Annotated in this window: 23 protein-coding genes; 16 read left to right on the top strand and 7 right to left on the bottom strand. The window is 59.8% G+C overall.

What is annotated here, in order from left to right; genetic code table 11:
- Positions 1-136: 136 nt before the first annotated feature.
- From ACYZTY_RS04795 to ACYZTY_RS04780, 4 genes are all read right to left on the bottom strand, one after another.
- Positions 137-895, bottom strand: a complete 759-nt coding sequence (locus tag ACYZTY_RS04795) for a collagen-like triple helix repeat-containing protein (RefSeq protein ID WP_461957510.1) — start codon at positions 893-895, stop codon at positions 137-139.
- Positions 888-1,166 (bottom strand): DUF1145 domain-containing protein, encoded by a 279-nt coding sequence (locus ACYZTY_RS04790; protein WP_461957509.1) that lies wholly within the window; start codon positions 1,164-1,166, stop codon positions 888-890. The genes ACYZTY_RS04795 and ACYZTY_RS04790 overlap by 8 nt, the downstream gene beginning before the upstream one ends.
- 146 nt (positions 1,167-1,312) lie before the next feature.
- Positions 1,313-2,026, bottom strand: a complete 714-nt coding sequence (locus ACYZTY_RS04785) for an OmpA family protein (protein WP_461957508.1) — start codon at positions 2,024-2,026, stop codon at positions 1,313-1,315.
- 90 nt (positions 2,027-2,116) lie between these two features.
- A complete protein-coding gene (locus ACYZTY_RS04780) occupies positions 2,117-2,812 on the bottom strand; it encodes an OmpA family protein (RefSeq protein ID WP_461957507.1) in 696 nt (231 codons plus the stop codon).
- A 189-nt stretch (positions 2,813-3,001) separates the two neighbouring features.
- Here ACYZTY_RS04780 and ACYZTY_RS04775 point away from each other — a divergent pair, with 189 nt between their 5' ends.
- The 4 genes from ACYZTY_RS04775 (at position 3,002) to ACYZTY_RS04760 (ending at position 4,846) form a co-directional block, all read left to right on the top strand.
- A complete protein-coding gene (locus ACYZTY_RS04775) occupies positions 3,002-3,499 on the top strand; it encodes a DUF6231 family protein (RefSeq protein ID WP_461957506.1) in 498 nt (165 codons plus the stop codon).
- 4 nt (positions 3,500-3,503) lie between these two features.
- On the top strand, positions 3,504-3,980 hold the full coding sequence (locus tag ACYZTY_RS04770) for a YchJ family protein (protein WP_461957505.1): 477 nt from the start codon (positions 3,504-3,506) through the stop codon (positions 3,978-3,980).
- A 165-nt stretch (positions 3,981-4,145) separates the two neighbouring features.
- A complete protein-coding gene (locus ACYZTY_RS04765; RefSeq protein ID WP_461957504.1) occupies positions 4,146-4,640 on the top strand; it encodes an LEA/WHy family protein in 495 nt (164 codons plus the stop codon).
- Complete coding sequence (locus tag ACYZTY_RS04760) at positions 4,637-4,846, top strand: SEC-C metal-binding domain-containing protein (protein ID WP_461957503.1); 210 nt, start codon at positions 4,637-4,639, stop codon at positions 4,844-4,846. Before ACYZTY_RS04765 ends, ACYZTY_RS04760 begins: the two co-directional genes overlap by 4 nt.
- Before the next feature lie 183 nt (positions 4,847-5,029).
- Here the strand turns inward: ACYZTY_RS04760 and ACYZTY_RS04755 are convergent, their stop codons facing one another.
- Positions 5,030-5,587, bottom strand: coding sequence for a cysteine hydrolase family protein (locus tag ACYZTY_RS04755; protein WP_461957502.1), 558 nt, complete (start codon positions 5,585-5,587; stop codon positions 5,030-5,032).
- A 146-nt stretch (positions 5,588-5,733) separates the two neighbouring features.
- Here ACYZTY_RS04755 and ACYZTY_RS04750 point away from each other — a divergent pair, with 146 nt between their 5' ends.
- The 11 genes from ACYZTY_RS04750 to pdeM all read left to right on the top strand — a co-directional run bounded on the left by ACYZTY_RS04750 (position 5,734) and on the right by pdeM (position 19,834).
- Positions 5,734-6,378, top strand: coding sequence for a glutathione binding-like protein (locus ACYZTY_RS04750; RefSeq protein WP_461957501.1), 645 nt, complete (start codon positions 5,734-5,736; stop codon positions 6,376-6,378).
- A 198-nt stretch (positions 6,379-6,576) separates the two neighbouring features.
- Positions 6,577-9,027 (top strand): penicillin acylase family protein, encoded by a 2,451-nt coding sequence (locus tag ACYZTY_RS04745; RefSeq protein ID WP_461957500.1) that lies wholly within the window; start codon positions 6,577-6,579, stop codon positions 9,025-9,027.
- Positions 9,028-9,216: 189 nt separating this feature from the next.
- Positions 9,217-10,251, top strand: a complete 1,035-nt coding sequence (locus tag ACYZTY_RS04740) for a ligase-associated DNA damage response exonuclease (protein WP_461957499.1) — start codon at positions 9,217-9,219, stop codon at positions 10,249-10,251.
- Positions 10,248-11,936: an ATP-dependent DNA ligase gene (locus ACYZTY_RS04735; protein WP_461957498.1), complete on the top strand. Its 1,689-nt coding sequence runs from the start codon at positions 10,248-10,250 to the stop codon at positions 11,934-11,936. Before ACYZTY_RS04740 ends, ACYZTY_RS04735 begins: the two co-directional genes overlap by 4 nt.
- Positions 11,937-12,320: 384 nt before the next feature.
- On the top strand, positions 12,321-13,103 hold the full coding sequence (locus tag ACYZTY_RS04730; RefSeq protein WP_461957497.1) for a transporter substrate-binding domain-containing protein: 783 nt from the start codon (positions 12,321-12,323) through the stop codon (positions 13,101-13,103).
- A 56-nt stretch (positions 13,104-13,159) separates the two neighbouring features.
- Complete coding sequence (locus ACYZTY_RS04725) at positions 13,160-13,888, top strand: ABC transporter permease (RefSeq protein WP_131059231.1); 729 nt, start codon at positions 13,160-13,162, stop codon at positions 13,886-13,888.
- A complete protein-coding gene (locus ACYZTY_RS04720; protein ID WP_131059230.1) occupies positions 13,885-14,595 on the top strand; it encodes an ABC transporter permease in 711 nt (236 codons plus the stop codon). The genes ACYZTY_RS04725 and ACYZTY_RS04720 overlap by 4 nt, the downstream gene beginning before the upstream one ends.
- Positions 14,596-14,604: 9 nt before the next feature.
- Positions 14,605-15,723, top strand: a complete 1,119-nt coding sequence (locus ACYZTY_RS04715; protein WP_461957496.1) for a succinylglutamate desuccinylase/aspartoacylase family protein — start codon at positions 14,605-14,607, stop codon at positions 15,721-15,723.
- A gap of 13 nt (positions 15,724-15,736) precedes the next feature.
- Positions 15,737-16,501 carry an ABC transporter ATP-binding protein gene (locus ACYZTY_RS04710; RefSeq protein ID WP_131059228.1) on the top strand — a complete coding sequence of 255 codons (765 nt, stop codon included), beginning with the start codon at positions 15,737-15,739 and terminating at the stop codon, positions 16,499-16,501.
- A gap of 190 nt (positions 16,502-16,691) precedes the next feature.
- Positions 16,692-19,181, top strand: coding sequence for a ligase-associated DNA damage response DEXH box helicase (locus ACYZTY_RS04705; RefSeq protein ID WP_461957495.1), 2,490 nt, complete (start codon positions 16,692-16,694; stop codon positions 19,179-19,181).
- Entirely contained in the window at positions 19,178-19,834 is a 657-nt protein-coding gene (pdeM, locus tag ACYZTY_RS04700; protein ID WP_461957494.1) for a ligase-associated DNA damage response endonuclease PdeM, read from the top strand. The genes ACYZTY_RS04705 and pdeM overlap by 4 nt, the downstream gene beginning before the upstream one ends.
- A 134-nt stretch (positions 19,835-19,968) precedes the next feature.
- Here pdeM and ACYZTY_RS04695 read toward each other — a convergent pair whose 3' ends face one another.
- Together ACYZTY_RS04695 and dcd are read right to left on the bottom strand one after the other, a co-directional pair.
- Complete coding sequence (locus ACYZTY_RS04695; RefSeq protein ID WP_017336784.1) at positions 19,969-20,178, bottom strand: hypothetical protein; 210 nt, start codon at positions 20,176-20,178, stop codon at positions 19,969-19,971.
- 106 nt (positions 20,179-20,284) lie between these two features.
- A complete protein-coding gene (dcd, locus tag ACYZTY_RS04690) occupies positions 20,285-20,851 on the bottom strand; it encodes a dCTP deaminase (protein ID WP_010462661.1) in 567 nt (188 codons plus the stop codon).
- Positions 20,852-21,205: 354 nt separating this feature from the next.
- Between dcd and ACYZTY_RS04685 the strand changes: the two genes are divergently transcribed.
- On the top strand, positions 21,206-21,415 hold the full coding sequence (locus tag ACYZTY_RS04685; RefSeq protein WP_002554837.1) for a cold-shock protein: 210 nt from the start codon (positions 21,206-21,208) through the stop codon (positions 21,413-21,415).
- Position 21,416 lies beyond the last annotated feature (1 nt).

The raw sequence follows: 21,416 nt of genomic DNA, 5'->3' as shown, positions 1-21,416 counted from the left end.
GCACCGTCCCGCTGGGTCGCGAAGCGGCCCCAAAACCAGCGTCCCAATCCACACGAAAGTGCGCGGTGCTTGGTTTCACGGCTGCTTCGCAGCCGAGCGGGAGCAAGCTCCCTCGCCACAGGGTTCTCGGGAGTTCTTACAACCGCTGAACCGTCACCGCACCCGCCGCACCGGCAGGCCCGGGCTGGCCATCCACACCAGAGCGGCCGCTTTTTCCGCCATCAGCTTCGTACACCAGGCAGCCCTTGGCCTTACCGCCGGCACCCGGTTTACCGCCAGGGCCCGCAACGCCACCGGCACCGCCCGCCACCTGAACCTTGATCTGTTCCACCGGATAATCACGTGGCACTTCCAGCCTGACCAGCGCACCGGGCGCACCCGGCTGGCCATCACTGCCATTGCTGCCATCGGCACCGCGACCCGCCTGGCCCCAGGTGCAACCCGGTGCCTGACCGTTGGCCCCGTCGAGGCCGACAAAACCTGGCGCGCCCGCGCCACCGCGAGCGTCTACCGACAACTGCGGCGCATTCAGTGCCTTGATCTGCAGATTCAGATTGCGTCCCGAACGGGCAGCCTTGAGGTACGTCCCCGGCGCCCCACGCGCCGTGATCTGGCTGCCTTCGGACAACTCGGCCCGGCTGACTTTCAATTCCAGTGCCTGTTCACTCGGCACAATGGCGATCCGCGCCTCACGCCCCAGATGCAGTTCGCCGACGGTCACTTCAGTCACATTCGAAGGAATCAACAAGGTGCCGTAATCGGCGACTTCCAGGCGTTCGAGTTGCAAGGTGCTGGCGGTGTTGGGCAGGCGCATCAACGAATTGGTTTCGACACTGACCACCTGAGCGCAGGCTAATGGGCTGATGAGTGCGGCGAGCAGACAGAATTTACGCATGGGAAGCCTTCGATGCGGTCGGAGCCGGGAGGGTTTGCAGGTGGAATACGCCGAAAAACAGGATCTTCAAGCGATCACGCCAAGGGTGGGCGCGACCTCTGAGGCTGCGGAAACAGAACACCGCCTCAAGAAGATGAAGGGACGCCAACGCGCCACCGGCCACATCGACCAACTGGTGCAGCGGATTGACAAACGGCATCAGCAGATTGACCAGCACCACCAGCCAGAACAGCAGGGTCAATAACTTCCCCAGCCCCCAAATCACCTTCATACGCCCCCCGTTGAGAATTATTCTTTGCGCGCACAGTAACGGCTTCCGCGAGGGATAAGCCAGAGGGCAACAGAAAATTCTTCATGAAGGCCGCCGAATGGCCGCCGGATCAATCGAAATATCATCCGACGGCTCTAGTTCGGGGTTTAGCGATTAATGTGCAACTCAACCCGACGGTTTTTTGCGCGTCCTTCATCCGTTTCGTTGTCGGCTACCGGCTGGCTTTCGCCCTTGCCTTCACTGGTGAGTTTGTCCGGCGCCAGGCCCTGGCTCAACAGATAGGCGGCCACGCTGCTGGCGCGGCGCTCCGAGAGTGCCTGGTTGTATTCATCCGAACCCACGCCATCGGTGTGGCCGATCACCTTGATGCTCACCACATCGGCGTTTTGCAGTTTGCTCATCAGCGCATCCAGCTGACTCTGCGCGGAGGCACTCAGGTCAGACTTGTTGAAGGCAAACAGCACGTCGCCGGGCAGGGTGATGACTTCGGGTTGCACCACTTCGACAGGTTTCACGCTGGCCGGATACTGCGGCAGTGGACAACCATGATGTTCGACAGGGGTATTGGCCGGGGTATCGGGGCAACGATCACGTCGATCGAAGACACCATCGTCGTCCTCATCGCCATCCTGGGCGTAACAGATCAAGCCACCGGTCAAGATACCGAGCGCTGCTCCACCGCCTGCCCAACCGGCACTTTTGATCGCGCCCAAGCCTCCGCCGACCAGTCCGCCGATGACGCTGCAGATCGGCCAGGTACGTTGATTGAGGGGGGCGGTGCCATCGCTGTGGGTTGCGCAGCCGGTCAACAGGCTGCCTATTAGCAGAACCGGCAAGACGGTCCGTGTGAGAACGCTCATATGGAAAGCTCCTGTGTCACCGGCCCATACCGGTTACACAGGAGTAAAGACCGGCATCCGCGACTGCACAAGCCGCGGAGCGGATGGGGCCTAGCGGTTGATTTTGATTTCAGTACGACGGTTCTGCGCGCGACCGTCAGCGGTTTTGTTATCGGCGACTGGCTGGCTTTCACCGGCACCGGTCACAGATACGAAGCTGCTGCGTGGCACGCCTTGGGAAATCAGGTATTCCACCACCGAGTGCGCACGACGATCCGACAGTTTCTGGTTGTAGGCATCACTGCCCACGCTGTCGGTGTGACCGGTCACGGTCAACTGGGCGGTGCTGGCTTCCTGTTTCAGGCGAGTGGCAATTGTGTTGAGTACATCTTTGTCGGAAGGGGTCAGTGTGGCTTTGTCGAACTGGAAGTGAACATCGCGTATGACGATAACTTCTTCCTTGACCACTACGGCTTCTTCGACCACTGGCGCAGGCACCGGTGGAGGGCAACCGTCAGCATCGACCTTCACGCCTCTAGGCGTACCCGGGCACTTGTCGCGACTGTCCGGCACACCATCGCCGTCTTCGTCTCCATCACCGTGAACCCAGCAATAGGCTGCTGCCGTGCCGCCGACAAGCAGCGCGCCATACCCCGCCCATGCCGAACTCTCGGTCGCACCGAGACCCGCACCGATGACACCGCCGACCGCCGCACAGGTCGGCCAGTCGGTTTTCTGCAAACCTGCGCAACCAGTCAACACACTGGTTAGCAGAACCAAGGGTAATGCTGTCCGAACTATGCTCATCTAGTTTTCTCCTGAGGGATCGGCTTAGAACCGATTCAGGGAGTAAAGACCGGAGTTTTAATCTCCGCCAGCAATAGGCCATTGCTGTTTTGCCCCGTGTTCACGGCAGATCGCCGCTTTTGGAGGAAACACGCTCTAGGCCCGGACGTTTGGGCAGGCTAGTCTTGGTGCTCTGATTGAGGATCTCTGATGATTGCAGGTATTTCTTCGCGCACGCCGCAGCAGGCGTTGGCCGCTTTGCTTGATCGATACGCCCCCGCGCGCCTGTTGTTGATCGGCGCCAGCGAATTTCCCGCGCTTGAGGCGTTCAAGCTCGCGCACCCGGACAGCTGCGTGGCGCATGCAGCACCTGGCGTGTTGCCCGCTGAGCTGGCGGCGCGGCGGTTTGACCTGGCGCTGGTGGTCGATTGCCTTGAACACCTGCCAAAGCGCGACGGTCTGAATTTGTTGGGCGGGATCCGTAATCTGAACGCCAGTCGCATTGCGGTGCTGGCGGATTTGCCGGCGAGCGGTTGGCAGGAGACGGATTTCTTTTCCCTGGCCTTGCAAGCCAGTGAACGTTTCCAGCGCGACGAACAAGTGCTGACGCTGTTCACCTATGATCTGCTTGACTATAAACAGGTGCCCGACTGGCTCAACTCGCGGTTCTGGGCCAATCCGGAAAACTTCGGGAAATATTGGTGGTAACGCAATGAGTACATCCATTTGCCCTTGCGGCAGCGGCACCCTGCTCGACGCCTGCTGCGGCCATTACCATGCCGGGCATCCGGCGCCGTGTGCCGAAGCCTTGATGCGCTCGCGCTACAGCGCCTATGTGCTGGGGCTGATCGACTATCTGGTGGGGACCACCCTGCCCGCCCAACAGCCCGGCCTGGATCGTCAGTCCATCAGCGACTGGAGTGCGCAAAGCACCTGGCTGGGCCTTGAGGTGGAAAGCTCCGAGGTATTCGGCGGTCAGCCGGAACACGCGTTCGTCACGTTCACCGCACGTTGGCATGACGGTGGCGGTGAACACAGCCACCGCGAGCGCTCCTCGTTCGTGCAGAACGCCGGACACTGGTACTTCATTGACCCCACCGTGCAACTCAAGGCTGGACGCAACGATGCCTGCCCATGCGCCAGCGGGCAGAAATTCAAGAAGTGTTGTGCGGGGTATTTCGGCAGTTGAGGGAGCCGCTCGACCTGTAGGAGCGAGGCTTGCCCGCGAAGAACGATTATGCGATTTAACTGAAGGATCGGGGGGCCTTCTTCGCGGGCAAGTCGGATCGCCGCACCGCTCGCTCCTACAGGTCGAGCAGGCTCCGCCAGCTGCTACAAGGGAGGGAGTCAGATCATGCTCAGTCAGCGACGCGCACTTCACGTGCTCACCTTGTTCCTCTTTCTCGGGCTCGGCGGCTGCGCGTCCTGGTTCGGTGACGATCTGCCGGATCCCCAAGTGCATCTGGTCAAAGTCGAAGTGGTCCGGGCCAAGTTGATGGAGCAGAAATTCATCCTGCACTTTCGCGTCGACAACCCCAACGACAGCGACCTGACGGTGCGCGGCCTCGAATACCGCATTCACCTGGGCGACATGTTGCTGGCCGAAGGCGAGCATGAACACTGGTTCACGGTCGGTCCCAAACGCAGTGCCTATTTCAAAGTACCGATCCGTACCAACCTGTGGCCCAAGGTGCGGGATCTGGTGAAAATGCTGAAAAAACCCGATCAGCCCATCCCCTATCGTCTGGAAGGTGAAATGGAAACCGGTTTATTCATCGCGCACTACGTGCACCTGGCGCGCAATGGCGTGATAATCCCCGCCGATTTAATTCCGGAGAAAACCCGATGACCCAGCAACCCCATGTCCATGGCCCTGACTGCAACCACGATCATGACCCTCACGACCACCATGATCACGACCATGGCCATGTCCACGGCCCGAACTGCGGCCACGCCCACCAGGAACCAGTGCGCAACGCCCTGAAAGACGTCGGCCGCAACGACCCTTGCCCATGTGGCAACGGCAAGAAATTCAAGAAGTGCCACGGCGTTTGATGCTTCTGGCGAAGATCTTCTTCGCCGGTTGAATCGCTATCGCGAGCACGCTCGCTCCCACGGGGATCTAAGTCGTTCATAGAACCAATGTAGGAGCGAGCCTGCTCGCGATGACTGCGGCACATCCACTATCGATGTGTCAGTTAAACCGCTTTCGCGAGCAGGCTCGCTCCTACAGGGATTTCAGTCGGGCATGAGAATTTTCGCGGTGCTGACGACCGTCGCATACTCCCCGTGCAAATTCCCCAGCGACATCGCATGCACTTCTTCAGCTGAATGCGCATTGCCAAAAAAATCGGCCTTGTCGAACGTAAAGCACGCATCCTCCGCCACCCACGCCTCAAACCCCAGGTTCCCGGCCGTTCGCGCCGTGGACTCCACCGAGTTGTTGGTCGCAACGCCCACGATGATCAACTGCTCGATCCCCGCCTCGCGCAAACCCGCCTCCAGCCCCGTCACACAAAACGCATCCGGCACCTGTTTGGAAATCAGCTGCTCGCCGATCAATGGCTGGAAACGTTCCTGAATCTCCACCCCCGATTGCTGCGGCCAGAACACTGAGTCCGGTGAACGGGACAGGTGCTGCACATGAATCACCGGCCGCCCGGTTCGACGCCAATGACCCAACAAATCGAGAATTCTCTCTTCGGCCTGAGGATTATTTCGGCGACCGAGTCTGGGCTGCAGGATGCCTTTTTGTTGGTCGATGATGATCAGTGCTGCGTTGGTCTTGAGCTCCATGCCGACTTTTCTCACACAAGGTCATTGAATTTCACGCACTTCAGCATCACCTCCTCTTACAGGCAAGCCATCGAACGCAAACAGGACGACCTGATGCCCGCGGTCGCTGTCCGACCCTATCGACGTCTCTTGATGTGGAGTACTTCATGATCGACCTGTATTACTGGACCACCCCCAACGGCCACAAGATCTCGATTTTCCTGGAAGAAGCCGGCCTGCCGTACAACGTGCACCCGATCAACATCAGCCAGAACGAGCAGTTCCAGCCGCACTTTCTGAAAATCTCCCCGAACAACAGAATCCCGGCCATCGTCGACAATGAGCCGGTGGATGGCGGTGAGCCGTTGTCGGTGTTCGAGTCGGGGGCAATTTTGCTGTACCTGGCGGAAAAGACCGGCAAGTTCCTGCCCAAAGACCTGCGCGGTCGCCAGCAAGCGCTGCAGTGGTTGTTCTGGCAGATGGGCGGACTAGGGCCGATGGCCGGGCAAAATCATCACTTCAGTCAGTTCGCGCCCGAGAAGATCCCTTACGCGATCAAGCGCTACATTGACGAAACGGCCCGCTTGTATGGGGTATTGGACAAGCAACTGGCCAACCATGAGTTTGTCGCAGGCAACGAATACAGCATTGCCGACATGGCGATTTACCCGTGGATCGTTTCCCACAAGTGGCAGAGCCAGAACCTGGAAGACTTCCCGAACGTGCTGCGCTGGTTCAACCACATCCAGAACCGTCCGGCGACGGTGAAGGCGTATGCCTTGGCGGCCAAGGTCAACCCACCAAAACCCTGATGAAAGCAGCCTCGCTTCACTCGACAGCTCCTACACGGTTTTGTATTCCCCTGTAGGAGCTGTCGAGTGAAACGAGGCTGCGATCTTTTGCGTTTGACAGACAAATCCTGAAATAACCTGATACCCCGCTTGCGCGCCCTCCTCCTGCTCTCTAACGTAGCGCCTTTATTGCGCCTCTACCCCCGCAGGAGCTTTGCCATGGCCTCGCCAGCCCTTACACATTTTCTTCCCCGGTTCGGCGTTGCCGCAGCAGTGGCCGGTGTTTTGAGCCTGACCGGTTGTCAGACCTGGAACACTCAGGACACCCTCCCGCCGACCACCGGCGTACAGCCGCTCAAGGGCCTGGCGCAGAACGTTTCGGTACGCCGCAATGCCATGGGCATGCCGCTGATCGAAAGCAACAGCTTCCACGACGCCCTGTTCGCCCTCGGCTACGTCCACGCCAGCGACCGCATCACGCAAATGGTCACCTTGCGCCTGTTGGCCCAGGGCCGTTTGTCGGAGATGTCCGGTTCCGACCTGCTGGACGCCGACCGCTACATGCGCGCCGTCAACCTGAAGAAAAGCGCCGGCGAGCTGTACAAGGCGTCGTCGCCACGTCTCAAACGCTTCTTCGAAGTCTATGCGCGCGGCGTCAACGCCTACCTGTTCCGCTACCGCGACAAGCTGCCGGCCGACCTCGTAGCCACCGGTTACAAGCCCGAATACTGGCAACCGGAAGATTCGGCGCTGATTTTCTGCCTGCTGAATTTCAGCCAGTCCGCCAACCTGCCGGAAGAAATCGCCGCGCTGATGCTGGCCCAGACCGTCACCACCGACAAACTCGGCTGGCTGACGCCGTCCGCTCCCGACGAAAAACTGCCGCTGGGCGAAGCCGAAAAACTTCAGGGCATCAAGCTCAATGGAGCAATCCCGGGCCTGGCCGACATCAGCAAAGCCACCGGGCAACTGTCCGACCTCAATCTGTTGGGCGCCACCTCGTCGAACAACTGGGCCATCGGCCCGCAACGCAGCCGCAGTGGCAAAAGCCTGCTGGCCAGCGACAGCCATGGCCCGCTGGGCGTGCCGTCGTTGTTCAGCTACGTGCAGATTCGCGCGCCGAAGTACCAGGCTTCTGGCGTAACGATTGCCGGTTTGCCCATGGTGCTCGGTGGTTTCAACGGCAAAGTGGCGTGGAGCCTGACTTCGGTCATGGGCGACAACCAGGACCTGTTCCTGGAAAAAATCAAACGCCAGGGCAACGGCCTCACGTATGAAGTCGGCGGCAAATGGCAGCCGGCAATCGTGCGTAACGAAACCTACTTCGTCAAAGGCCAGCGGCCGATTCGCGAAGTGGTGTACGAAACCCGCCACGGCCCTCTGCTCAACAGCGCCCAGGGCACGACGCTGGCCAATGGTTTCGGCCTGGCCTTGCAGACACCGAACTTCACGGACGACAAAACCCTGGACGCGTTTTTCGACTTGTCCCGGGCCCAGAACGTCGAGAAAGCCTCGGACGCCAGCCGTGAAATCCGCGCCATTGCCTTGAATCTGGTGTTCGCCGACGCCAGCAACATTGGCTGGCAAGTCACTGGACGTTACCCGAACCGTCGCGAAGGTGAAGGTTTGCTGCCGTCGCCTGGCTGGGAAGGTCGCTACGATTGGGACGGTTACGCCGACCCGATGCTCCACCCGTATGACCAGGACCCGGCCCAAGGCTGGCTCGGCACCGCCAACCAACGGGTCATTCCCCATGGCTACGGCATGCAGCTGTCCAATTCCTGGTCGGCGCCGGAGCGTGGCGAACGCCTGGCCGAACTGGCGGGTGTGGGCAAACACGACACGCGCAGCGTGATCGCGATGCAATACGACCAGACCACGACGTTCGCCGCCAAACTGAAGAAAATGTTTGAAGCACCGGGCATGTCCCAGCCGCTCAAACAGGCCATCGAAGCGCTGCCGGTTGCCGATCGCGGCAAGGCTCGCGAGGCCTACACCCGCTTGATGGCGTTCGACGGCAAACTCAGCCCGACTTCCGCGGATGCGGCGATCTACGAGCTGTTCCTGCAGGAAAGCACCAAACAGATTTTCCTCGACGAACTGGGCCCGGAAAGCAGCCCGGCGTGGAAAGCCTTTATCGCCAACGGCAAGTTGTCCTACGCGGCGCAAGCCGATCACCTGCTGGGACGTGAGGACAGTCCGTTCTGGGATGACGCCCGCACGCCGCAGAAAGAAGACAAGCCTGCGATCCTCGCCCGCAGCCTGGCGGCGGCGATCAGCGCCGGTGACAGCCAATTGGGTGGCGATCACAAAGCCTGGCAGTGGGGCAAATTGCACCGCTACGAATGGAAGAACGCCAGCGGCCAGACCGTTCGCGGACCGTTGGCGGCCGGGGGCGATCACACCACGCTGAACACTGCGGCGTTCACTTGGGGGCAGGACTTCAACACCACCCTGGCGCCCGCCATGCGCTTTATCGTTGACTTCAGCCAGGCTGAACCGTTGATGGGGCAAAATGGCACCGGTCAGTCCGGTAACCCGGCGAGCCCGAATTATCTCGACAGCATTGATCCATGGCTGAAGGGGCAATACATGAGTTTGCCGATGCAACCGCAGAACTTTGACAAGGTGTACGGGAACAAGCGGTTGACTCTGACACCCGGCAAATAACCCCGTCCCTGTGGGAGTGAGCCTGCTCGCGATGAGGCCATGTCAGCCACCTTTTTGAGTGACTGACACACCGCTATCGCGAGCAGGCTCGCTCCCACAGTGGGATTTCATCTGCCGATGAAAATTCGATAGAACTTCTGCCTTCGCGCAAACCTCATACCTAACAAGTCCCTCCATTTTGGTAACAACATGGATCTTGTTATCGCGCGTCCTGAAGGCTTGTACTGCCCCGCCGGCGATTTCTATATCGACCCGTGGCGGCCGGTCGAGCGTTCAGTCATCACCCACGCTCACGGCGACCATGCCCGTACCGGCAACCAGCATTACCTGGCGGCCGCGCCCGGCGAAGGGATTTTGCGTGCGCGATTGGGCCAGGACATCAACCTGCAAACGCTGCCTTACGGCGAGCGCATGCAGCACCAAGGCGTCACCCTGAGCTTTCACCCCGCCGGCCATGTCCTCGGCTCCGCGCAGGTGCGTCTGGAATACGGCGGCGAAGTCTGGGTTGCCTCGGGGGATTACAAAATCGAACCCGACGGCACCTGCGCGCCGTTCGAGCCGGTGCGTTGCCATACCTTCATCACTGAGTCGACCTTCGGCCTGCCGATTTATCGCTGGCAACCCCAGGCGCAGATCTTTGCCGAGATCAATCAGTGGTGGCAGGCCAACGCCGCCGCCGACAAAACCAGCGTGCTGTTCTGCTATTCCTTCGGCAAGGCCCAGCGAATTCTCCACGGCATCGACGCCAGCCTCGGCCCTATTTTGGTGCATGGCGCGGTGGAACCGTTGAACCGGGTGTATCGCGAGAGCGGCGTTTACATTCCGCCGACGATCTATGCCGGCGACGTGCAAAAGAGCGACCCGATGATGCGCAAGGCGCTGGTCATCGCCCCACCATCGGCGGGCGCCAGCACCTGGATGCGCCGCTTTGGTGATTACAGCGATGGCTTCGCCAGTGGCTGGATGCGTTTGCGTGGCACGCGGCGCAGACGCGGTGTGGACCGTGGCTTTGTCTTGTCCGACCACGCCGACTGGCCCGGCCTGCTCTGGGCCATCGAACAGACCGGCGCCGAACGGGTGATGGTCACCCACGGTTCGGTCGGGGTGCTGGTGCGTCATCTGCGCGAGCAAGGCCTTGATGCCATGGGTTTCAGCACCGAATACGGCGACGATGAGGAAGACAACGCCGCGGTCGAAACCGACAGCGCCGAGGTAGCGTCATGAAGGCCTTCGCCGAGCTGTACGCCGAACTCGACGCCACCACGTCAAGCAACGCCAAACTGGCCGCCATGCAATCCTACTTTGCCCACGCTGCACCCGAAGACGCCGCGTGGGCGGTGTACTTTTTGTCCGGCGGGCGACCTCGGCAATTGGTGCCGGTACGCGTTCTGCGCGAACTGGCGGTCGCGTATTCCGGCCTTCAGCCCTGGCTGTTCGAAGAAAGTTACCAGGCGGTTGGCGATTTGGCGGAAACCATTTCGCTGGTCCTGCCCGAGGCTCTGCACAGCTCCACCGACGGGCTGGCGGTATGGATTGAAGACAAATTGCTGCCATTGCGCGGTGAATCCCCGGAAGTCCTCGCAGAGCGATTGCCTGCGCTCTGGGCGCAATTGGATCGCCATAGCCTGATGCTCTGCATCAAACTCATTACCGGCAGTTTCCGCGTCGGCGTCTCCAAGCTCCTGGTGACGCGCGCCCTGGCGGCCATGGCCGGGATCGACAGCAAACGCGTAGCCCAGCGATTGGTCGGTTACACCGACCTGTCCAATCGTCCGAGCGCTGCCAGTTATCTGAAATTGATCGCGGCCGAATCGTCCGACGAACATGCCCAACGCGGTGGCCAGCCTTACCCGTTTTTCCTGGCCCATGCCTTGGCGCAACCGGTCGAGCAATTCGAAAACGTGCTCGGCCCGGCGAGCCAGTGGCAAGTGGAATGGAAGTGGGATGGGATTCGCGCCCAGGTGGTCAAGCGAGACGGGCGGTTGTGGATCTGGTCGCGCGGCGAAGAGCTGGTAACCGAGCGCTTTCCCGAACTCGACAGCTTGTTGCACGGCTTGCCTGACGGGACGGTAATCGATGGTGAAATCGTCGCCTGGAAAACCACTCGCCCGAACACCGAAGACGCCTTTGACACGCAATCGCCGGCCTCTCCCGCCGTGCTGCCGTTCGCGCGGTTGCAGCAACGGATCGGCCGTAAAACCCTGGACAAGAAAATTCTCGAAGAAGTACCGGTGGTGGTCCTCGCCTACGACTTGCTCGAATGGCAAGGCGAGGACTGGCGCAGTCAGCCTCAGGTCAAGCGCCGCGCTCAATTGGATCAGCTCGTCACGACTTGCAACAACCCGGTGTTACTCGCCTCACCAGTGCTCACCGGCCAAGACTGGTTCGACTTCGCCAGACAACGCGAAGCCTCCCGCAGCCTCGGTGTCGAAGGCATGATGCTCAAGGCCCGGGATGCGCTGTATGGCGTCGGCCGGACCAAGGACATGGGCGTCTGGTGGAAATGGAAAGTCGACCCCTTCAGCGTCGACGCGGTGCTGATCTATGCACAGCGCGGCCATGGTCGGCGGGCGAATCTCTACAGTGATTACACCTTCGCGGTCTGGGACGGCCCGCCCGACGCCAGCGAGCGAACCCTGGTGCCGTTCGCCAAAGCCTACTCAGGGCTGACCGACGAAGAAATGCGCCAGGTCGACAGCATTGTACGCAAGACCACGGTGGAGAAATTCGGACCGGTAAGCAGTGTGAAACCGAGCCTGGTATTTGAACTGGGGTTTGAGGGCATCGCCCTGTCGAAACGCCACAAGAGCGGGATTGCCGTGCGATTTCCGAGGATGTTGAGGTGGCGACAAGACAAGTCGGTGGAAGAGGCTGACAACCTCGCAACGCTGCAAGATTTGCTGGGCTAACCCAATTTCCCTGTAGGAGTGAGCTTGTGGCGAGGGGATTTATCCCCGTTCGGCTGCGCAGGAGTCGCAAACCGGTGAATGCGGTGTGCCTGATGAAACGCGGTGAAAGGTTTGGGGGCCGCTTCGCAGCCCAACGGGGATAAATCCCCTCGCCACACAAGCCCGCTCCCACAGTTTTTTGTGCCATTCTGAACCAAGATGGTGCAGCAATTTTCCGACGCCCGTTTTCGTGCACAAATCCCCGATTGCCATTTCTTGAATCACCTTTTAAAACGCTTGTTCGGGACTCTGGTTCGGAAATTGCTACTTTCATTGAGTCTTACGCTTTCCAGTAACAATAATTCTGCGCCACAAGCGCTCATATTGGTTCTTAGGGATTGAATAATGAAAAAAGCATTGCTGACCCTTTCTGCACTGGCGTTGTGCATGGCTGCTGGTTCCGCCATGGCAAAGGAATACAAAGAATTGCGTTTTGGCGTTGACCCTTCCTATGCGCCATTCGAGTCGAAAGCGGCCGACGGCAGCCTGGTGGGCTTTGACATCGATCTGGGGAACGCGATCTGCGCCGAGCTGAAGGTCAAGTGCAAATGGGTCGAGAGCGATTTCGACGGCATGATTCCGGGCCTGAAGGCCAATAAATTCGACGGTGTGATCTCTTCGATGACCGTCACCCCGGCTCGCGAAAAAGTCATCGACTTCTCCAGCGAGCTGTTCTCCGGCCCAACCGCTTATGTGTTCAAGAAGGGTTCCGGCCTGACCGAAGACGTCGCTTCGCTGAAGGGCAAGACCGTTGGCTACGAGCAAGGCACCATCCAGGAAGCCTACGCCAAGGCTGTGCTGGACAAGGCAGGCGTGAAAACCCAGGCTTATCAGAACCAGGATCAGGTGTATTCCGACTTGATGTCCGGCCGTCTCGATGCAGCCATCCAGGACATGTTGCAAGCCGAACTGGGCTTCTTGAAGTCGCCAAAGGGCGAAGGCTACGAAGTCAGCAAGCCGGTTGACAGCGAATTGCTGCCGGCCAAAACAGCTATCGGTATCTCTAAAGGTAACAAAGACCTCAAGGCACTTTTGGATAAAGGTATCAAAGCGTTACACGACGATGGCACCTACGCCACCATTCAGAAGAAACACTTTGGCGATCTGAATCTGTACAGCGGCAAATAATGCCCGGCGCCCATCTCACGATGGGCGCTTTTTTCACCCGATCAGGTTGCTGATTTATGTTCGAAAACCTATTACAAAACCTGGGGCTCTCAGCCTTCAGCCTCAAGGGCTTCGGTCCGTTGCTGATGGAAGGCACCTGGATGACCATCAAATTATCGGCGTTGTCGCTGCTGGTGGCCGTATTGCTCGGCTTGCTCGGCGCCACTGCCAAACTGTCAAAAGTTAAACTGGTGCGGGTTCCGGCCCAGATCTACACCACGCTGATTCGCGGCGTACCCGACCTGGTGCTGATGCTGCTGATTTTCTACAGCCTGCAAACCTGGTTGACGTCGTTTACCGATTTCATGGAATGGGAATACATCGAGATCAACCCGTTCAGTGCCGGGGTCATCACCCTGGGCTTCATTTATGGTGCGTATTTCACCGAAACCTTCCGTGGCGCGATTCTCTCGGTGCCTCGGGGTCAGGTCGAAGCCGCTACCGCTTATGGCCTTAAACGCGGCCAGCGTTTTCGAATCGTGGTGTTCCCGCAAATGATGCGTTTCGCCCTGCCGGGGATCGGTAACAACTGGATGGTGATGCTCAAGGCGACCGCACTGGTCTCGATCATCGGCCTGGCCGACCTGGTCAAGGCAGCCCAGGACGCCGGTAAAAGCACCTATCAGCTGTTTTACTTCCTGGTGCTTGCCGCGCTGATTTACCTGCTCATCACCAGCGCCTCCAACTTCGTCCTGCGCTGGCTCGAACGCCGCTACGCCGCCGGGTCCCGGGAGGCCGTACGATGATCGAACTCTTGCAGGAGTACTGGAAACCCTTCCTTTATACCGACGGCTACAACATCACCGGCCTGGCCATGACCATGTGGCTGCTGACCGCCTCGATCGTCATCGGTTTCCTGGTGTCGATCCCGCTGTCCATCGCCCGGGTGTCGCCGCACTTCTACGTCCGCTGGCCGGTGCAGTTCTACACTTACCTGTTTCGCGGCACGCCGCTGTATATCCAGTTGCTGATTTGCTACACCGGCATCTACAGCCTGGCCGCCGTGCGTGCGCAACCGGTGCTGGATGCGTTCTTCCGCGATGCGATGAACTGTACGATCCTGGCGTTCGCCCTGAACACCTGCGCCTACACCACGGAGATTTTTGCCGGGGCGATCCGCAGCATGGCCCATGGTGAAGTCGAAGCGGCCAAGGCCTACGGCCTGACAGGCTGGAAGCTGTATGCCTACGTGATCATGCCGTCAGCCCTGCGTCGCTCGTTGCCTTATTACAGCAACGAAGTGATTTTGATGCTGCACTCGACCACCGTGGCGTTCACCGCGACCATCCCGGACATCCTGAAAGTCGCGCGGGACGCCAACTCGGCGACCTTCCTGACCTTCCAGTCGTTCGGTATTGCCGCGCTGATTTACCTGACCATTACCTTTGCGCTGGTCGGCCTGTTCCGCCTCGCCGAACGCCGATGGCTGGCCTTCCTCGGGCCGACCCACTAGGACTTGCAAATGCGCCACCAAATACACGACCTGTTGGCCCCGCTGCCGGGGACTGCACGACAGATTCACAGCTTCCATTTCGGCCCATCGGCGGCCAAAGGCAAAATCTACATCCAATCGTCCCTGCACGCCGATGAAATGCCCGGCATGCTGGTGGCCTGGTACCTCAAGCAGCGTCTGGCGGAACTTGAAGCCGCCGGCCGCCTGCGCAGCGAAATCGTGCTGGTGCCGGTGGCAAATCCCGTTGGCCTGGAACAGGTGCTGATGGATGTCCCGCTGGGCCGCTACGAGCTGGAAAGCGGACAGAACTTCAATCGCTGGTTCGTCGATTTGAGCGAAGCGGTGGGCAACGAGATCGAAGGCCATCTGGGCGATGATCCGCAGCACAACCTCGAGGTCATTCGCACCAGCCTGCGCAATGCGCTGGCCCGGCAAACCGCCGGCACTCAACTGCAATCCCAGCGCCTGACCCTGCAACGACTGGCCTGCGATGCGGACATGGTGCTGGACCTGCACTGCGATTTCGAAGCGGTCGCCCACCTTTACACCACACCCGAAGCCTGGCCGCAGGTCGAACCTTTGGCGCGGTACATCGGCGCCGAAGCGAGCCTGCTGGCGACCGACTCGGGCGGTCAGTCGTTCGATGAATGCTTCACCCTGCTCTGGTGGCAGTTGAAAGAACGCTTCGGCGAACAGTTCAACATTCCGCTCGGCAGCCTCTCGGTCACCGTCGAATTGCGCGGCCAGGGCGACGTCAATCACCCGTTGGCCAGCCTCGATTGCCAGGCGCTGATCGACTACCTGATTCACTTCGGCGCCATTGTCGGCGAACCGGCGCCACTGCCCGAGCTGCCCTACCCCGCCACACCGCTGGCCGGCGTCGAGCCAGTGTCGACACCGGTGGGCGGTCTGCTGGTGTTCACCGCGCTGCCGGGTGAATACCTCGAAGCCGGGCAACTGATCGCCGAAATCATCGACCCGATCGCCGATCGCGTCACCCCTATTCATTGCACCGTCGCCGGCCTGATGTACGCCCGCTCGCTGCGGCGCATGGCCACTGCCGGGATGGTGATCGCGCACGTCGCGGGCACCGAGGCCTACCGCAGCGGCTACCTACTTTCGCCTTGAGGATGCATGCCCCATGTACAAACTGACCATCGAAGGCCTGCATAAAAGCTATGGCGATCATCATGTGCTCAAAGGCGTTTCACTCAAGGCCAACACCGGCGACGTCATCAGCCTGATCGGCGCCAGTGGCTCGGGCAAAAGTACCTTCCTGCGCTGCATCAATTTTCTCGAACAACCCAACGACGGCGCCATGACCCTGGATGGCCAGAACATCCGTATGGTCAAGGATCGCCACGGCATGCACGTGGCCAACCCCGATGAACTGCAAAAAATCCGCACGCGCCTGGCCATGGTGTTCCAGCACTTTAACTTGTGGAGCCACATGACGGTGCTGGAAAACATCACCATGGCGCCGCGCCGGGTGCTGGGTTGCAGCAAAGAGGAAGCCGAAGACCGCGCGCGGCGTTATCTCGACAAGGTCGGGCTGGCGGCGCGCGTGGCGGATCAATACCCCGCGTTTCTTTCCGGTGGTCAGCAGCAACGCGTGGCGATTGCACGCGCCTTGGCCATGGAGCCGGAAGTCATGCTGTTCGACGAGCCGACGTCGGCACTCGACCCGGAACTGGTGGGTGAAGTGCTTCGAGTGATTCAAGGCCTGGCTGAAGAAGGCCGGACCATGATCATGGTGACTCACGAAATGAGCTTCGCCCGCAAGGTGTCGAGCCAGGTGTTGTTTCTGCACCAGGGCCTGGTCGAGGAAGAAGGCGCGCCGGAAGACGTGCTGGGCAATCCGAAGAGCGAGCGCTTGAAGCAGTTCCTGAGCGGCAATCTCAAGTAAACATCAAACCCTGTAGGAGCGAAGCTTGCTCGCGAAAGCGGTGTGTCAGCCGACGTCATCCACGCCTGACATACCGCCTTCGCGAGCAAGCTTCGCTCCTACAAAAACAGCTCCGTACACCCTTGAAATTAAACTAGTCCCATACTGGCGCGGTCACTGAAAGAACACTTTCAGAGCGCACACCGCCGGCATGGGAACCTCCCCCGACTACGCAAAACAATGGTTCAGCGCCCGCGACTGGAAGCCATTCGCCTTTCAGAAGCAGGTGTGGACGGCCGTTAAACGCGGTGAGTCCGGCTTGCTGCACGCCAGCACCGGCGCCGGTAAAACCTATGCAGTCTGGTTTGCCGCACTCAATCGCTTCGCCACCTCGATTACTCCTGTTGAAACCCCTCGCAAACGAAAATCTCTGGCCCAACCGCTGACGGTGCTGTGGATAACTCCCATGCGCGCCTTGGTCGCCGACACCGCCCGCGCCCTGGAAGCGCCGCTGCACGACCTGCAGATCCCGTGGAGCGTCGGCCTGCGCACCGGCGATACCAGCAGCAGCGAACGTGCGCGACAGAGCCGACGGTTGCCCACCACACTCATCACCACCCCAGAAAGCCTGACGTTGATGCTCGCCCGTGCCGATGCGCAAACAGCGCTGTCGACATTGCGCATGGTGGTGGTCGACGAATGGCACGAACTGCTCGGCAACAAGCGCGGCGTGCAGCTGCAACTGGCCCTCGCTCGTTTGCGCCGGTGGAATCCGGATCTGATCGTGTGGGGCGTTTCCGCGACGCTGGGAAATCAAACCCATGCCGAACAAGTACTGATCCCACAGGGTGGCGGCATCAGCGTTCAAGGCCGGACGTCCAAGGAACTGCGGGTCGACACCTTGCTGCCGTCGGCCATCGAGCGATTTCCATGGGCCGGGCACATCGGGTTGAAGATGTTGCCGCAAGTCGTCGCCGAAATAGACTCCAGCCCCAGCAGCCTGGTGTTCACCAATACCCGCGCGCAATCCGAGATCTGGTATCAGGCCTTGCTGGAGGCTCGACCCGATTGGGCCGGGCTGATTGCCTTGCATCACAGCTCACTGTCACGGGACACCCGCGACTGGGTCGAGCGAGCGCTGAAGGAAGGTCAGCTCAAAGCGGTGGTCTGCACCTCAAGCCTGGACCTCGGGGTAGATTTCCTGCCGGTGGAGCGGGTGATGCAAATCGGCTCGGCCAAAGGTGTGGCGCGCCTGATGCAGCGTGCCGGACGCTCCGGGCATGCGCCGGGGCGTGTGTCACGGGTGACGCTGGTGCCGACTCACAGTCTGGAGCTGATCGAGGCGGCGGCGGCTCAAGACGCCGTGGCCCAACGCCGTATCGAGCCCCGCGAGTCGCCGTACAAACCACTGGATGTGCTGGTTCAACACTTGGTCAGCATGGCCTTGGGGGGAGGGTTCGTGCCCGATGAGTTGTATGAAGAAGTTCGTGGTGCCTGGGCTTATCGCGATCTCACCCCGGCGGATTGGACCTGGGCACTGGCTTTCGTACGCAACGGAGGGCTTTCCCTGACAGCCTATCCGGATTATCGCCGGGTCGAACCGGACGAGCAGGGCGTCTGGCGCGTACCGGATGCGCGACTGGCCCGTCGACATCGCATGAGCATCGGCACCATCGTCAGCGATGCGAGTATTCAGCTGAAGTTCTGGAGCAAGGGTGGCGGCGGCAAGCAGCTGGGCAGTGTCGAGGAAGGGTTTATTGCTCGACTCAAACCAGGCGACGGCTTTCTGTTCGCCGGGCGCTTGCTGGAGTTTGTGCGGGTGGAAAACATGACCGCTTACGTCAAACGCAGCACCGCGAAAAAAGCCGCAGTGCCGCGCTGGAATGGCGGGCGAATGCCGCTTTCCAACGAACTGGCACAGGCGGTGATCGCGCGTTTCAGTGCGGCGGAACAAGGCGAGTTCATCGGCCCGGAGATGCAAGCACTGCGTCCGCTGCTGGAGGTGCAACAACGCTGGTCCGGGCTGCCAACCTCAAATACGTTACTGGCCGAAGCGCTGAAATCCCGCGAAGGCTGGCACCTGTTCCTGTACCCGTTTGCCGGGCGCCAAGTGCACCTGGGACTGGCGAGTTTGCTGGCATGGAGGGTCAGCCAACAGCAGGCGGTGACGTTCTCCATAGCGGTCAACGACTACGGGCTGGAATTGCTCAGCGCCACTGACGTGGGCTGGTCGCAGGTTTTTAACCCCGGGCTGTTGAGCCCCGAGCATTTGTTGGAAGACGTGCTCGCCAGCTTGAACGCCGGTGAACTCGCGCTGCGCCGCTTTCGGGAGATTGCACGTATTGCCGGACTGGTGTTTGCCGGCTACCCCGGCGCGCCGAAAAGCACACGACAGGTTCAAGCCTCCAGCGGGCTGTTCTTCGAAGTGTTCAAACAGTACGACGCCGGGAATCTGTTGCTGGCTCAGGCCGGGGAGGAAGTCCTACGTGAAGAACTGGATATTCATCGTCTGGAACAGACGTTGGCGCGCATCAATCAGCTGAAACTGGAAATGCATCAGATCAAACGTCCTACACCGCTGGGGTTTCCACTGTTGGTGGAGCGCATGCGGGAAAGCATGAGTTCGGAAAAACTCGCGGACCGTATCCGACGCATGGTCACCGATCTTGAGAAAACCGCCGCAACCGGAAAAACCAGATGAGTACGCCCTATCCCGTGCGACTGGCCGGCGAAGAACTGTGGCTGCTGCCGGAAAAAGCCATTTACTGGCCAGCGCAACAAGCGCTGCTGATCGCCGATGTGCATTTTGGCAAAGCGGCGGCGTATCGGAGCCTTGGTCAGCCGGTGCCGCATGGCACCACCGCCAGCAATATCGCTGTGCTGGACGAGTTATTGGCCGCCCTGCCCTGCCGTCAGCTGATTTTCCTCGGGGACTTTCTGCACGGGCCGGGCTCTCATGCTACTGGCACGTTAAGCGCACTGGCAGAGTGGCGAGCGCGCCACACTGATCTGCCGATGACGCTGATCCGCGGCAACCACGACAAAAGCGCCGGCGACCCGCCAGCCTCGTTAAACATTCGTGTGATGCCTGAGCCGTTGTTGCTCGGACCGTTCGCCCTGCAACATGAGCCCGACCCGCATCCGCACCGGCATGTGCTCGCCGGGCATGTGCATCCGGTTTATCGGCTGAACGGCAGAGGTCGGCAGAGTCTGCGACTGGCGTGTTACAGACTGGGAGAGGACATCAGCCTGCTACCGGCCTTCGGCGCGTTTACCGGCGGTTATCAGGTCGATCGGGACGACAGCTGCAGGATCTTTGTCATCGGCGACAACGAAATATGGCCAGTCAGCTGAATTCCGCCCCTTACCCTGCAGGAGCGAAGCTTGCTCGCGAAGGCGGTGTGTCAGTCAACACATTCTTATCTGACACACCGCCTTCGCGAGCAAGCTTCGCTCCTACATGAAGCCATTCAATTTCAGATTGGCAATCAGGCTACAGGCGCGGGAGGCGGCTCATCCGGTAGGGTGGGCTCACCGGGCTCGGTAGGTTGTTCGTTGGGGGTATCGGGATCAGGCTGACCGGGGATGCCCCCTGCCATGCTGATGGGCGGATGTGCCAACAAGGACCAGGCCAGGACGCCAACCTGATTGGGCTCAAGCCTTGCCAGTTCGGCACTTATTCGCGGATCGATCTTCATAAAGCACTCCTGAGCGATGGCCCCGTCCGCTGTGCGCGAACCGGGCAGTACACCCAATAGAGTGTCTACCCGCTCAAGAATTCCCGCGACCTGCCAGATGGATCGATCAGGTGCGTGGCAGGGTCACGCCGCGTTGCCCCTGATACTTGCCGCCACGGTCCTTATAGGACACTTCACACTCTTCGTCGGATTCAAGGAACAGCATCTGCGCCACGCCTTCGTTGGCATAGATTTTCGCCGGCAGGTTAGTTGTGTTCGAGAATTCCAGGGTCACGTGCCCCTCCCACTCAGGCTCAAGCGGGGTGACGTTGACGATGATGCCGCAGCGGGCGTAGGTGCTTTTGCCCAGGCAGATGGTCAATACGTTGCGCGGAATACGGAAGTATTCGACGGTGCTGGCCAGGGCGAAAGAGTTCGGCGGGATGATGCAGACGTCGCTGTGGATGTCGACGAAGCTGCCGGCATCGAAATTTTTCGGGTCAACAATGGCCGAATTAATGTTGGTGAACACTTTGAAATGACTAGTACAACGAACGTCGTAGCCGTAGCTCGACACGCCGTAGGAGATCACACGGTTATCGTCGCTGCCGCGAACCTGACGCTCGACGAACGGCTCGATCATGCCGTGTTCCTGCGCCATGCGGCGAATCCACTTGTCCGATTTGATGCTCATGGCGGGTGTCCTGAATAGCGAGGTGGAAAAATTCTGTCCGGCATCTTACCGGGCGCGCGCTCCGGGTTCAAAGTCCGAGGGACAATTCTCGCCGATCCCCCGTGATAACTGGGCCTTCGTCGGAATCCGATGCACCGTCAGTCATGAAAACAGAGAAACCTTCACCGGAAGCATTGGCACGTTCCGGAAAAAGGGTTAAGGTGGCGCCACTGTGCTGCTTGTGTCACTGAGAATCTCTACACGATATGTTGAATTTCGATCCAACCATCTACAAGAATTTTTCCTGCTCTTTGCACTCAGTCTCGGCCAGGGTTCTTCCTGCGTCGCAGTTATCTTTGTTCAAGGAGTTACACCATGTCTAATCGCCAAACTGGTACCGTTAAGTGGTTCAACGATGAAAAAGGCTTCGGCTTCATCACTCCACAATCCGGTGACGACCTGTTCGTTCACTTCAAAGCTATCCAATCCGACGGCTTCAAAAGCCTGAAAGAAGGCCAACAGGTTTCTTTCATCGCTACCCGCGGTCAGAAAGGCATGCAAGCTGAAGAAGTTCAAGTTATCTAAC

The sequence above is a fragment of the Pseudomonas sp. LB1P83 genome (genome assembly GCF_054897885.1).
This window is presented reverse-complemented; position numbering and strand designations above follow the sequence as displayed.